Genomic DNA, 13,844 nt, shown 5'->3' on the forward strand with positions numbered 1-13,844 from the left:
TCCCCACGGCGACTGACGCGTTCTATGCGCCGGTGAGCGCCCCATACAGGGCTGCATACAGCGCCAGCAACACCACCCACGTGTACAGATCGAGGATGGGGTCCAGGAGCGCGTAGAAGATGGGCCGGAACGCAAGCGACAAGAGGTACGACACGAAGTCAACGAATTGATTGATGGTGCCGTCGATCGCCCCGGAAATGGCACGCGACACCGAAGTCGCAAACGCTTCCAACGATTGCAGAAACACAATATTGGCGGCCTCGCCGCTCGCGTAAGCCGTTGCGCTGCCACTCAATTGCTGGACGAACCGGTCATGGAACGTCCCTACGTGCCCGGCCAGCCCCTGGTATTCCTGGGCGTGCTCGGAAAACAGATGTGCGATACCCGCCGACACCTCGTCGGAAGCGGCTGGCAGAACTCCCAGTGTGCGGGGCGCCGCGGCCTCGTGCGCCGCGCGGAGCATCGAACCGATGGCCGCCAGGTCCGTGGCCGCCACCGCCATCAATTCCGGCGCCGCAATCAGCGAGGACACGGCAAAAGCATCGCATGATCCCCGGCCAGACCACCAGAGAGAACGCTAAACGGCGACGCCCCAGCGCAGGACACGGGACGTCAGCAGAACCAGCCCCAGCGACACCGTCGCTACGACGACCAGACCGACGATCGCGACGAGCAATGGGCGCCAACCGGTTCGGGTGATCTGGCGGATGTCGGTAGTCAGTCCGACCCCGGCGAAGGTCAACAGGAACGCCCATTTCGACACATTGGCCAGGCTGGCAGTCTGTCCCTTGCTCAACCAGCCCAGCGTCGCAACCGCGGACACGGCCAGGAACCCCAACACGAACTTGGGGAACTTCTCCCAGATGAACGCCGCCTTGGCCCGTGCGCCCGGCGCGATCGCATCGGCCTGGCCGCGGGCCGCCCAGTACAACGCGAAACCCAGCACGACGAAGCCGATCAGCGCGTTACGCGTCGACTTGACCAGCACGGCGATCTTGCCGGCCTGCTCGGAGTAGAGGTAACCGGTGGCGGTGGTCTCGGCGGTGTTGTCCACCGACAGGCCTGCCCACAAGCCGAATTCGTAGTTGCTGAGCCCGATCAGGTGACCGAGCGGCGGCAGGGCGAACAGCGCCACCGCTCCCAAAGCCAGGATTGCGGCGATCGCGTAGCTGACGTCGGAGTTGCGGGCGCGGATCGCGCCTCTGGCGGCAACGATGGCCGACACCCCGCAGATGGAGGTCCCGATGGCCAGCAGCGAGCCGAGCTTGCCGGACAACCCAAATGCGCGAGCGGCGATCAGGATGATGGTCCCTGCGACCGTCATATCCACCAGGATCTGCACCAGGCTGGCCCCACCCAGCTTCGCGATGTCCCCCAGTACGAACCGCGAGCCCAGCAGCACGATCCCGATCTTCAGCCAGAACTCGTAGGTCAGCACGCCTGGCCGGAATATTCGGTGCAGCCCAACGGTGTTGGCGATCAGCAGGCCGATCAGGATGGCCCACAAGACGTACTCGATATCCGGCACGGTCCAGTGCTGCCGCTTGGCCAACGCATTCCACCAGATCTGGGCGTACTTGCCCAGCACTCCGACGCCGATCAGGAGCAAGATGCCCGGGACGTAATCCAATGGCCGGCGACTGGTGAACGTGTCGTCGACGGCCGTCTCGTCGGCTGCGACGCCGACGTCGCTCACCACGGGACCCGGGGCAGCACGTCGGCCACCGCCAGCGCCACGACCAACCCGGCGAGCAAGGTTGCCCACCAATCCAGCGAAACCCTATACATTCCCGGAATCGTTTCGTGCGAGTCCAGTCAGACCAAGCAATTGGATCGCGCTGAATCTAGTTCCCCGGCCGCGGACTGCGTTCGTTAAGCAATTCGATGACCTTGGCCGCGAGTTCGTCGATGTCGGCACCGGTGGTGTCCAGAACGAGATCCGGCTCCTCCGGCGGCTCATAGGGTGCGTCGACACCCGTCAGGCCCTTGAGCTCACCCTTGCGGGCGCGTGCGTAAAGGCCCTTGGGGTCCCGCTTTTCGCACTCCTGCAACGAGGTGGAAACGTGCACCTCGATGAACGGAAGCTTGGCGGCGTCGTTGAGGGCCCGTGCCGTCTCCCGATCCGACTTCAGCGGAGATACCAGGGACGCCAGCGCCACCACACCGGCATCTGCCAGCAGCCGGGTCAAATGCCCGACCCGCCTGATGTTTTCGGTGCGGTCACCGGGGGAGAACCCGAGATCGTCGGACAAGCCGTGCCGCAGATTGTCGCCGTCCAGAAGGTAAGCCATCCGGCCGGATTCGACCAGCGCGCGCTCCACCGCAACCGCGACCGTCGATTTGCCGGATGCGGGCAGCCCGGTGAACCAGATGGTGGCGCCGGGCTGGCCGGTGGCCTGCCAGCGGTGCTTGCGGTCCAACGCTGAGGGATGCCAGCGAATATCGCTGCGGGAATGGGTGCCCGGCTTGACCTCGCGTGCCTCGATGATGGTGCCTGCACCGACGGTGTCGTTGCTGGTCTCGTCGATCAGGATGAACGAGCCGCTGTCGCGGTTGTCGTCGTAAGGGTCGGCGATGATGACCGAGCTGGTCCGCAACGTCACCGTGCCAATGTCGTTGAGCGTCAACTCGACCGGCTGATCCAACTCGTCGAGCGTCTCGGGGTCCAATCGCGTGTGCAGCTCCTGCACCGTCGCTCGCACGGTCTTGGTGGTCTGCTTCAGCGCCAGCCGGTCACCGGCGCGCAGCGGGGAGTCGATGAACCAGCACACGTTGGCGTCGATTTCGCGCGCCAGCACCGGCAGCGCGGCATCCTCGGCACCGCTGACGAACACGTCACCGCGACCGACGTCGATGTCGTCCGCGAGTTCAATCGAAACAGACAGGGGCGCAACGGCAGTCGTGCGCTCGTCGTCCAGCGTGTCCAGAGCCGTCACCTCCGAGCGGGTGCCGGCGGGCAGCGACACCACCGAATCTCCGACGCTGAGGGTGCCGGCCGCGAGCCGTCCGGTGTAGCGGCGGCGCACATTGTCGGTGGGACGTGACACCCACTGCACCGGCAGTCGCAGCCGCGAGGCCTCGGCCTGTGGCGCGGCCAACTCGACGCCTTCCAGATACTCGAGCAGGGTGGGGCCGTCGTACCACGGGGTGCGATCGGAGCGATGCACGACGTTGTCGCCGTGCTTGGCGGCGATCGGGATGACGGTGATGTCGACCGCGCCCAGTCGACCGGCTACCTGCTCCAGTTGGTCCGCGACCTTCTGGAACGCGCCTTCGTCGAAGTCGACCAGGTCGATCTTATTCACTGTCGCGACAAAGTGGTTGATCCCCAACAACTTTGCGATGCGTGCGTGCCGTCGGGTCTGCCTCAGCACCCCGGCCCGGGCGTCGACCAGCAGGATCGCCACGTGCGCGTTGGAGGCACCGGTGAACATGTTGCGGGTGTAGCGCTCGTGGCCGGGTGTGTCGGCCAGGATGTAGCTACGGGTTTCGGTGGAGAAGAAGCGATAGGCCACATCGATGGTGATGCCCTGCTCGCGTTCGGCCCGCAGCCCGTCCGAGAGCGCGGCCAGGTCGGCCACCCCCTCTTCGTCCGTGACAGCTTCCAGGTGGTCCAGCGGCAGGCTGTCGGTGTCGTGCAGGAGTCGCCCGATGAGGGTGCTCTTGCCATCGTCCACCGAGCCGGCGGTGGTGATGCGCAGTAGCTGCCTCGTCACGCCCTTGGGGTGCACGATCTTCTCGGCCTTGTCAGTCTGGTCGGAGACAGTCATCAGAAGTACCCCTCTCGCTTGCGGTCTTCCATTGCAGCCGCCGAAGTGCGGTCATCGGCTCGGGTTTCGCCGCGCTCGGACACCGTTGCCGCGGAGATCTCCCGGATGACGCCGCTGATGTCGGTGGCTTTGGACCGCACCGCTCCGGTGATGGTCAGGTCACCGACCGTGCGATAGCGCACCCATTCGGTGTTGGCGGTTTCGCCGTTCTGCGGACTGGCGTACTCGGAGACCGCCAGCAGGATGCCATCGCGTTCGAACACCTCGCGTTCGTGCGCGTAGTAAATCGACGGTATCTCAAGGCCTTCCAGCTCGATGTAACGCCAGATGTCGAGCTCGGTCCAGTTGCTCAACGGGAACACCCGGACCTGCTCGCCCTTCTTGATCCGGCCGTTGTACAGCGTCCACGGCTCGGGCCGCTGGGCGCGCGGGTCCCACTGGCCGAATTCATCTCGGAAACTAAGGATTCGTTCCTTGGCGCGAGCGCGTTCCTCGTCGCGGCGGGCACCGCCGAACGCCGCGTCGAAGCCGCCCTCCTCCAGCGCGTCGAGCAGGGTGCGGGTCTGTGCCCGGTTGCGTGACGCGCCGGGACCCGGATCCGGCACCCGGCCCCTGTCGATCGATTCCTGGACGGAAGCGACGATCAATTTGTGACCCTGACCGGTAACCCGGCGGTCGCGAAACTCGATGACTTCGGGGAAGTTGTGGCCGGTGTCGACATGCATGACCGGAAATGGCAACGGAACCGGACGAAAAGCCTTCTCCGCCAATCGAAGTAGCACAATCGAGTCCTTGCCCGCGGAGAACAGCAGGACGGGCCGCTCGAGTTCGGCAACGACCTCGCGGATGATGTGCACCGCCTCGGCTTCCAGCAGCCGCAGTTCGTCAACGCGGCGTGTCTCAACGTGGACGGTCATGTTGGTAATCCTTCCTTCTCCGCATCCACCCGGTAGCGGTCCACCCATTCGTCGGAACGTTGGTCGGCTTGGCGCTGTAACACCGGTTCGGGCGCCAATCGCGGGTCGAGGCCCAACCGCTCCAGGATGTCGGCCACCACCTGAGTGAGGTTGCGCCACAACACCGGGTAAGAGATTTCGATCGGTTCGACCTTTTCCTCGATGAACCAGTTCCGCCAGCCTTCTTCCTGGGCGCGGAGCATCTTGACGACGTGAGCGATCGCCCCGGCGTGATAGGTCGCACGGGCATCGCGGACCGGGTCCGGTCTGCCCCGCCACACCCGGGTCTGCACGGCGCGCCAGAACGACACCGCCTGGGACACCACATCCGGGCGGTGGATGTGGATCAGCAGCGGATCCTCACCGACGACGTCGCGGATGGCGGACAGCAGGCCCTCGCCGGATCGGTCGGGCAGGCCGGCGGCCCGCTCCAGCAGCAGCGGCGTCTGATTCCACATCAGCTTGCCGCCCCACACGCCGTTCGGGGTACGGCCCACGGTGCGGATGTAGTCCCGCCAGATTTCGGCCGGTGCGAGGTCGGGCTTTCCTTCGTCCAACGGATCGAGCAGTGCCAGGATCGACTCATCGTCGACATCGGCGAACCATTCCCGCGGCTGTGGGGACTGGCTGGTGGTAGGCAGGTACTGGAAGAACTCCTGCGGCTCGCCGGCCACGCCGGTAGCGCGCAGGGATTCCACCAGCAGCGTGCTGCCGCTGCGCTGCGATGCCAGCACCAGGTACGACGACGGATGATCGGCCACCCACGCAGCCTAGCGGCAGTGAAAACGTGTGCAACACAGCCATTTAGCCTCATGCTGAAGATAACTCTTGCCGACCGTGCGTGCCACGGTCGATGTTGCGGCAGTAAGTGATTCGGGAATTGGCCGGTGTTTCGCCGTTTGGCCGTCGAATTCGCGGGAAACAACCTAAGGGCAGCAGTCTTGCACCGAAACGAAGGGAATCACCATGCCACTCGACGACGAGGACATCACCACCACAGGCAACGGCGGGGAGGGCCTCGCTGACGGCGGCTCCAACCCCGAGGGCCACGATGGCGGCGCGGACGGTTCGGCGGGCGAAGGCCCAGCTGACGGCGGGTCGAACCCGGAAGGCCACGACGGTGGTGCGGACGGCACCGCGGGCGAAGGCCCGGCCGACGGTGGGTCGAACCCGGAGGGTCACGACGGCGGCGCGGACGGGACGGCGTGAACGATCGGCGATGCTGACTCGCTGCGTCGCCACTGGTCTCGAATCGTTCGCCGCGGAACACTGGGGGCGCCGGCCGTTGCTCAGCCGGGCCGGCGCCCTGCCGCGGGACTTCAGCGATCTACTGTCCCCGGCGGCGGTGGACGAGCTGATCGCCGAACGTGGGGTTCGGGCACCGTTCATCCGGATGGCCAAACGCGGCGACTTGTTGGCGCGGGAGTGCTATCTCGGCCCCGGAGGGTTCGGCGCCGAGATGCCCGACCAGGTGGACTCGGCGAAGGTGCTGACCCAGTTCGCGGCCGGTGCGACGATCGTGCTGCAGGGTTTGCATCGCCTGTGGCCGCCCGTCATCGACTTCGTACGCGGCATGGTCGACGACCTGGGTCACCCGGTGCAGGCCAACGCCTACATCACGCCGCCGAACAGCCGCGGGTTCGATCCGCATTACGACGTTCACGACGTCTTCGTGCTGCAGATCGCGGGGGAGAAGCGATGGGTGGTCCACGACCCCGTGCATCCGGACCCACTGCCGTCGCAGCCGTGGACCGACCACCGCGGGGCGATCGCCGAACGCGCAGCAGGGGAGCCGGTTATCGACACCGTGCTGGCCGCCGGCGACGCGCTGTATCTGCCGCGGGGCTGGCTGCATTCGGCGCATTCGACGGATTCGACAACGATCCATCTCACCGTGGGTGTCGCTCCGGTGACCCAGCTGGACGTGATGCAGGCCGTGGTGGACGCCCTCGCCGTCTCCGGGGAGTTCCGCCGTTCCTTGCCGCTGGGGGCTGATCCCACCGACCGTGACGAAATGGCCGCAATGACAACCAAAGTCATGGCCGAGGCGGCCGAGTGGATGCGCCAGAACGCGACCGAGATCGGCGAGCAAGCGGCGGCGCGCTTGACGCGGCGCCACGCGCAGCGCACCCGGCCGGCCCCGGTCCGGCCGCTGGCTTCCTTGCGGGCGGCGGAGTCGGCCGGGAGTACGCCGGTTCAGTGGCGGCACGGGCTGGGCGGAACGATCGAAAACGACGGCGGCCGTCTGGTTCTGCGACTCCCGGACCGGACCATGACCTTCCCGCAGGCGTGCGCGCCGGCGATCCGGGCATTGCACGAGGGGGCGACGATCGAAGCGGGGTCCACACCTGGTCTGGACCGCGACGACGCGACGGTGCTGATTCGGCGGTTGCTGCGTGAGGCCGTCGTGTCACCCGCGCCAGGCCGGGAATGAGTGGGAATGGCCGCTGGGAAGCGCTCCCCGTGCAGTGACCAATCACTGGCTCGCAACGACCCGATGTACGGCACGGCATCGGCCGGCCATGCCTGGGCCATGTTCGAAATACCGGGCGCCTGGGGACATTCAGCGTTTTTGAATTCCGAGACGATCCTCGACCCCAAGCTGGGTCGCGCGATCGCCCGGCGCGTCGAGGCGGCCGGGATGCGGGTCGCCGCGATACGCAAACCCGGCCGCCGTCCCGCGCAGCCCCGATGGCGCTGGTTTCTGGCGCGGTCGGACGAGGGTGCGGAGGAGTTGCATCACGGTGAGGTCAGCGGGCCGCAGGAGTATCTCGACATCGCGCTCGACGGTTCCGATGGCCGACCCTTGACCACTCCGTTGATTGCGGTCTGCGCCCATGGCAAGCACGACCAGTGCTGCGCGGTGCGCGGTCGCGCCGCGACCGCGGCGATCGCTGCGGAATATCCCGAATTGACCTGGGAGTGTTCGCATCTGGGTGGGGACAGGTTCGCTGCAACCATGCTGGTTCTGCCCGAAGGGTTGTGCTACGGGCGGGTTGACTCGGCCGATGCTGCCGGACTTGTCCGGCTGTACTTCGACGGACGACTGGACAACAGGTTCCTGCGGGGGCGCACCTGCCTGCCGCACCCGGTTCAGGCGGCACAGTACTTTGTGCGGGCGGCGTCCGGAGAGGATCGGATCGCCGCGTTGTCACCGCTTGATGTCCAGCGCGCCGAGCATCGGATCCGCGTGTTGCTCGCCGGCGACTCCGGCCCGGTGGAAGTCGTTCTGGCCGAAGAGATGTCCGAGCCGCTGCTGTCCATGTGCCATGCGTCGGTGCCCGGCCGCGTCCGCACCTTCACGCTAGTAGGCATCAACCCGAAGCCCGAGCGAAAACAATAGCCGTACATCGGGATTCGTCAAGGACGTCGCCAACAGCTGCTCGATGCGCCGGATCCGGTAGCGCACCGTATTGGGATGTACCCGCAACGCGTGTGCGGCCGTGGCGACATCGCCGAAGCTGTCCAGGTACACCCGCAATGTTTCGACCAATGCCGGATCCCGTTCGCGCAACTCACCTATCCGTGGGTCGACGAGCCGAGGATGATTGCCGATCATCGTGACGATCTCGTCGAGCAGCACGGTGGTACGCGCTTCGGCCAGCGAGGTGACCTGACCGATGGAAACCGGATGGCGTGCGGCGCTGTCCAGCACCCGGTCCACCTCGCTGCGCGCCGCAGCGACGGCAGCCAGTCCGGCGATCGGGGTGGCAATCACTGCACGCAATTGCGCGCCCAATTCGGTCCGCAGGGCGGCGATGGTGCCGCGGACCCAGGAGTGCAATGATCGGCTGGAGGTTACCTGGGGCAATAGCACGTAAATCCTGGAACGGTTCGATGCCACCTGGGCGTCCCGGCGAAATGCACTGGCACTCAACGCTAAAGCATCGGTCAACCGAGAATTGGCCGTCGCCGAGTCCCACCCCACGAGGGCGCCTGTTGCGTCGATCGACATGCCGAGGTCGCGGGCGATGGCGGAGACGTCGACGGCGTCGTCCGCGCGCAGGCCGAGTAGTTGCTGCACCCGCCGGGCATGCGTGGACGGCCGGGCCGCCAGCCGGGCCATGACGCGGGCGGCCAGCACCGCCGCGCCCCGCAGCATCTCGTCGGCATCTTCAGCCAGCGGCTGTAGACCCTGTTGCACCCAGATCGTGCCCATGAACACCGGGGAATGCCGCGGACTCTCAGCGGGCTGATGAATGCCGATGGCCAGGCGTGGGCGCAGTCCCAGCTCCGGCCGTTCGGCGACGTGCACCACCTCGTCGCCCGCTCGCAGCGCGTCGAAGATGCCCCATTGGCCGATCCACTGCAGATGCTCGGGCGGCCCGGCCCGACCGAGAATCGACAGCCGCCGCAGCTCGTCGGCTTCGTCGTTGGATGCCGAATAGGCCAGCACATGTGACTGTGCGTCCTCGATGCTGACCATGCCGTGGATCCGATCGGCCAGGGACTGCGCCAACCCGAACAGATCGGTGCCGGAGTCCTCCTGCGGGTCGGCGCCCCGGTGATGCGCGAGTACGTGGTTGACCAGCTGATATACCCGCTCCCAGCGGGCTTGCGGCTCCACGGCGACGACCGCTGACCCGGCCTGGACCGCCGCGGCGGTCAATGCCTCCGACGGCTCCTTGGTGAAGATGGCCACCGGGGCGTCCACCTGGTTGCGGATCCAGCGCAACGCTTCGGCCTGCGAGACCCCTAGCAGGAAGAAGGCGTCGGCCGAGCCGGCCGCTGTCGCCAAACCCAACCGGACGTCGTCGGAGTCGATCAAGGCCGCCGACGCCACCGGCAGGTCCAGACCGCGAGGCGCCTCGACCAGGCTCACCATCGTTGCGTCGAGCGCGAGCAGCAGTTTGCCGAGGCTTACTCCCGGCCTACCCATGTTGTCGGATTCTACTAGAGCGGGCAGCCCATGTTGTCTGATCGGCTAACAGTTCGGGCTACCAACCAGGGGACCCTGGCCGTATGGACGCGATCACTCAGGTGCCGACGCCGGTCAACGAACCGGTGCACGACTACGCACCGCGCTCACCCGAACGTGACCGACTGCGTGGCGAGCTGGCAGCCCTGGCCGAGAATCCGATCGATCTGCCGCACGTCATCGCCGGACGGCACGTCATGGGTGAGGGGCAACGGATTGACGTGGTTCAGCCGCACCGGCATGCGGCCAAGTTGGGGACCCTCACCAACGCTGTGCACGCCGACGCGTCCGCCGCCGTGGAGGCCGCGGTGGCGGCGAAGGCGGAGTGGTCTGCCACGCCGTTCGAGGAACGCGCCGCGGTGTTCCTGCGAGCGGCCGACCTGCTGGCCGGGCCTTGGCGCGAGAAGATCGCAGCCGCAACCATGCTCGGCCAGTCCAAGTCCGTGTACCAGGCCGAGATCGATGCGCCCTGCGAACAGATCGACTTCTGGCGGTTCAACGTCGCCTTTGCCCGCCAGGTCTTGGCCCAGCAGCCTGTCAGCGGCCCGGGGGAATGGAACCGCAGTGACTACCGGCCGCTGGACGGCTTCGTGTACGCGATCACCCCGTTCAACTTCACTTCAATCGCCGCCAATCTGCCCACGGCACCGGCGCTGATGGGTAACACCGTGGTGTGGAAGCCGTCGATCACGCAGACCCTGTCGGCCTACCTGACGATGAGGTTGCTCGAGGCGGCAGGGTTGCCGCCTGGCGTCATCAACATGCTCACCGGCGACGGTCTGGCGGTCTCGGATGTGGCGCTAAGTGACGCGCGGTTGGCCGGCATTCACTTCACCGGGTCGACCGCCACCTTCCAGCACCTGTGGCGGGAGGTGGGGGCCAACATCGGTCATTACCAGAGTTATCCACGACTCGTCGGTGAGACGGGCGGTAAGGATTTCGTGGTTGCGCACGCTTCGGCCCGCCCGGATGTGCTGCGCACCGCGCTGATTCGGGGCGCCTTCGACTACCAGGGCCAGAAGTGCTCGGCCGCGTCCCGGGCCTTCGTCGCACACTCGGTATGGCAGCGGATGGGAGACGAATTCCTCGGCGCGGCAGCCGAACTCAGCTACGGTGATGTCACCGACCTGTCCAATTTCGGCGGTGCGCTGATCGACCGGCGTGCTTTCGTCAAGAACGTGGACGCCATCGAACGGGCGAAAGGCGCGCCCAGGATGACGATCGCGGTCGGCGGCGAATACGACGACGGTGAAGGGTATTTCGTGCGCCCCACCGTGCTGCTGTCGGATGACCCCACCGACGAGGCGTTCGCCACCGAGTACTTCGGTCCGGTGCTGGCACTGCACATCTACCCGGATGACCAGTACGAGCGGATCCTCGATGTGGTTGACACCGGTTCGCGGTACGCGTTGACCGGAGCGGTGATCGCCGACGATCGCGCGGCAGTGCGCACCGCGCTGCAGCGACTGCGGTTCGCGGCGGGCAACTTCTATATCAACGACAAGCCGACCGGCGCGGTGGTTGGACGTCAACCGTTCGGTGGCTCACGTGGTTCGGGCACCAACGACAAGGCCGGTTCGCTGCTCAACCTGCTGCGCTGGACGTCGGCGCGCACCATCAAGGAGACGTTTGTGCCGGCCACCGACCACACCTACCCACACATGGCTGCCGAGTGATGAGCGGCCTGTTTGCGCACACCGTACGGCCGGCCCTGCTCGCGGCCAGTCGAGCCGACGGATTACGCCGGGCGCTGCAGCGGTCAACGCTCACCCGGCGGGTGGTGCACCGGTTCGTGCCCGGAGAAACCATCCCAGAAGCACTGACTGTCGTTGCCGCACTGCGAGATTCCGGCCGCTTTGTCAGCGTAGATTTCCTCGGTGAGAACGTTGACGACGCCGACGGCGCAGCGGCTACGGTGCGGGCCTATCTCGAGTTGCTCGACGCGTTGGGTGGGGACTCGCCGAGCGACGGGGTCCGTCCGCTGGAAGTCTCGGTCAAGCTTTCGGCGCTGGGGCAGGCGTTGGATCGCGATGGTCAGAAGATCGCGCTGGACAATGCGCGGACCATCTGCGAGCGGGCCAGTCAGCTCGGCGTGTGGGTGACGGTGGACGCCGAAGACCACACCACGACCGACTCGACGCTGTCGATCTCCGGTGATCTGCGGGTCGACTTCCCCTGGCTCGGTACGGTTCTGCAGGCTTACCTGCGCCGCACCCTCGCCGATTGCGAAGAATTGGCCGCCGTTGGAGCTCGGGTGCGACTGTGCAAGGGCGCCTACGATGAGCCCGCATCGGTGGCGTACCGCGCCGACGATCAGATCACCGACTCCTACCTCCGCTGCCTGCGGGTGTTGATGGCGGGTCGCGGGTATCCGATGGTCGCCTCGCACGATCCGCTGATCCTCGAAGCCGTCCCGCGACTGGCTCGCGAATTCGCGTACAACCAAACGGAATTCGAATACCAGATGCTCTACGGCATCCGCGACGACGAACAGCGGCGTCTGGCCCGGGCCGGCAACCAGGTAAGGGTGTACGTGCCGTTCGGCACCGAGTGGTACGGGTATTTCATGCGGCGGTTAGCCGAGCGACCAGCAAATTTAGGATTCTTTCTGCGGGCCCTACGAGCTTATGCTTGATGCCGATAGTGCTGGCCGTTGAGGAGGGCCGCGATGTCGACTCTGATGGTGGTCCCGGAGATATTGGCGTCGTCCGCGGGAGAGTTGACGAATATCGGGTCGGCGCTGACCGCCTCCAATGCCGCGGCCGTCGTCCCGACGACGCGGATACTGGCGGCGGGTGCCGACGAGGTGTCGCTGGCCATCGCGTCGCTGTTCTCCGTGCAGGGCAAGGCTTATCAAACGCTCGCGGCGCAAGCCGAAGCGTTTCGGCAACAATTCCTGCAAGCGCTCGACGCCGCGGCGGCCACCTATGCGGGTGCGGAGGCCGCGAGCGTCTCCCCGCTCGAGATGTTCCAGCAGCAGTTGCTCATCGCCATCAACACCCCGACTCAGCTTGTCTTTGGGCGCCCGCTGATCGGCGATGGGGCCAACGCGACCACGGCGGGGCAGGCCGGTGGCGCCGGCGGAATTCTGTACGGCAATGGTGGCGCCGGGTACACCAGTACAACCGCGGGAGTGGCAGGCACCAATGGCGGTAGCGCCGGGTTGATCGGTAACGGCGGCCCGGGCGGCGGTGGTGGCGCCGGGGCCGCCGGCGGTAGGGGCGGTATCGGCGGGATCCTGTATGGCAATGGCGGCGCCGGCGGTAATGGCGGCACCGGCACCATAGTGGTTCCGGGGGGCATCGCCGGTGCCGGTGGCGACGCGGTCCTCTTCGGTCACGGCGGCAACGGCGGGTTGCGGCACCGGCAGGGCGGGGGTCCGGGGGATCCGGCGGCCTCGGCGGGCTGTTCTATGGCAACGGCGGGACCGGTGGCACGGGCGGCGTGGGCTCTGTCCTCGACGGCGGAGCAGGTGGCGCGGGTGGTGCGGCGGGATTGGTCGGCAGCGGAGGGACCGGCGGGGCCGGTGGCACCGGTGGCGTCGGCGGCACCGGCGGATACGGCGGCGGTGGCGGGCTGATCGGTGACGGCGGTGCCGGGGGAGCCGGAGGCGACGGGCTCACCACGCAAGGCGGGTTAGGTGGTCAGGGCGGCTCAGCGCAGTGGATCGGTAAGGGCGGCGCCGGCGGCACCGGCGGTATGGGCAACGACGTGGGTGGAGCCGGGGGCAGCGGCGGCGGGGGTGGGTCGCTGTATGGCGGCGGAGGAAACGGCGGGACCGGCGGCACCGGCACTGGCGAGGTGGGCGGCGCGGGCGGCTCCGGCGGCAGAAGCGGGGTGATCGGCGACGCCGGGTCGGGCGGTACCGGCGGGTTCGGCCAATTGCACGGCGGCAACGGCGGATTCGGCGGTGCCGCCTGGATCATCGGTGCGGGCGGAGCCGGCGGCTCGGGCGGGGGGAGCGGCATCCTGAACGGGGCGGGCGGCAGCGGCGGCGACGGCGGTCTGCTGTACGGCTGGGGCGGCAATGGCGGCAATGCGGGCACCGGTGGCGCCAACGGCAACAACGGCGGCAGCGGCGGAAACGCGCTGCTGATCGGCAACGGCGGTAACGGCGGCAACGGCAGCGGAACCCAACCGGGCGGCGCTGGCGGATCGGGCGGGCGGTTGTTCGGTAGCGACGGAGTGGCCGGGTCGTAA

The 13,844-nt window shown here is 67.1% G+C and carries 11 protein-coding genes and 1 pseudogene; 6 read left to right on the top strand and 6 right to left on the bottom strand.

The window, feature by feature from the left end; translation table 11 throughout:
• Positions 1-22: 22 nt before the first annotated feature.
• From BN972_RS27700 to stf0, 5 genes are all read right to left on the bottom strand, one after another.
• Positions 23-532, bottom strand: a complete 510-nt coding sequence (locus tag BN972_RS27700) for a PE family protein (protein WP_051545365.1) — start codon at positions 530-532, stop codon at positions 23-25.
• 45 nt (positions 533-577) lie between these two features.
• Entirely contained in the window at positions 578-1,699 is a 1,122-nt protein-coding gene (locus tag BN972_RS11000) for a YeiH family protein (RefSeq protein ID WP_036357527.1), read from the bottom strand.
• A 145-nt stretch (positions 1,700-1,844) separates the two neighbouring features.
• Positions 1,845-3,770 (bottom strand): adenylyl-sulfate kinase, encoded by a 1,926-nt coding sequence (gene cysC, locus BN972_RS11005; RefSeq protein WP_051545367.1) that lies wholly within the window; start codon positions 3,768-3,770, stop codon positions 1,845-1,847.
• Positions 3,770-4,687 carry a sulfate adenylyltransferase subunit CysD gene (cysD, locus tag BN972_RS11010; RefSeq protein WP_036357529.1) on the bottom strand — a complete coding sequence of 306 codons (918 nt, stop codon included), beginning with the start codon at positions 4,685-4,687 and terminating at the stop codon, positions 3,770-3,772. Before cysD ends, cysC begins: the two co-directional genes overlap by 1 nt.
• Positions 4,684-5,487, bottom strand: a complete 804-nt coding sequence (stf0, locus tag BN972_RS11015) for a trehalose 2-sulfotransferase (RefSeq protein WP_036357532.1) — start codon at positions 5,485-5,487, stop codon at positions 4,684-4,686. Before stf0 ends, cysD begins: the two co-directional genes overlap by 4 nt.
• Before the next feature lie 205 nt (positions 5,488-5,692).
• Between stf0 and BN972_RS11020 the strand changes: the two genes are divergently transcribed.
• The 3 genes from BN972_RS11020 to BN972_RS11030 are packed head-to-tail and all read left to right on the top strand — an operon-like array spanning position 5,693 to position 8,069.
• On the top strand, positions 5,693-5,935 hold the full coding sequence (locus BN972_RS11020; RefSeq protein WP_036357535.1) for a hypothetical protein: 243 nt from the start codon (positions 5,693-5,695) through the stop codon (positions 5,933-5,935).
• 10 nt (positions 5,936-5,945) lie between these two features.
• Positions 5,946-7,160, top strand: coding sequence for a cupin domain-containing protein (locus BN972_RS11025; RefSeq protein WP_036357538.1), 1,215 nt, complete (start codon positions 5,946-5,948; stop codon positions 7,158-7,160).
• A 6-nt stretch (positions 7,161-7,166) separates the two neighbouring features.
• Positions 7,167-8,069: a sucrase ferredoxin gene (locus BN972_RS11030; RefSeq protein WP_036357540.1), complete on the top strand. Its 903-nt coding sequence runs from the start codon at positions 7,167-7,169 to the stop codon at positions 8,067-8,069.
• On the opposite strand, the gene BN972_RS11035 is transcribed toward BN972_RS11030, so the two are convergent.
• Complete coding sequence (locus BN972_RS11035) at positions 8,031-9,605, bottom strand: PucR family transcriptional regulator (protein WP_036357543.1); 1,575 nt, start codon at positions 9,603-9,605, stop codon at positions 8,031-8,033. The two genes, BN972_RS11030 and BN972_RS11035, sit on opposite strands and share 39 nt — an antisense overlap.
• 83 nt (positions 9,606-9,688) lie before the next feature.
• On the opposite strand from BN972_RS11035, the gene pruA reads away from it, so the two are divergent.
• The 3 genes and pseudogenes from pruA to BN972_RS31000 all read left to right on the top strand — a co-directional run bounded on the left by pruA (position 9,689) and on the right by BN972_RS31000 (position 13,844).
• The gene (gene pruA, locus BN972_RS11040) at positions 9,689-11,320 is read left to right on the top strand and encodes an L-glutamate gamma-semialdehyde dehydrogenase (protein ID WP_036357546.1); all 1,632 of its coding nucleotides are present in this window, start codon (positions 9,689-9,691) and stop codon (positions 11,318-11,320) included.
• On the top strand, positions 11,320-12,279 hold the full coding sequence (locus BN972_RS11045) for a proline dehydrogenase family protein (RefSeq protein ID WP_036357549.1): 960 nt from the start codon (positions 11,320-11,322) through the stop codon (positions 12,277-12,279). Before pruA ends, BN972_RS11045 begins: the two co-directional genes overlap by 1 nt.
• Positions 12,280-12,312: 33 nt before the next feature.
• A pseudogene (locus tag BN972_RS31000) lies at positions 12,313-13,844 on the top strand (PE family protein).

Origin of the sequence: Mycobacterium asiaticum DSM 44297, assembly GCF_000613245.1 — a bacterium.
GTDB classification, from domain to species: Bacteria; Actinomycetota; Actinomycetes; order Mycobacteriales; family Mycobacteriaceae; genus Mycobacterium; species Mycobacterium asiaticum.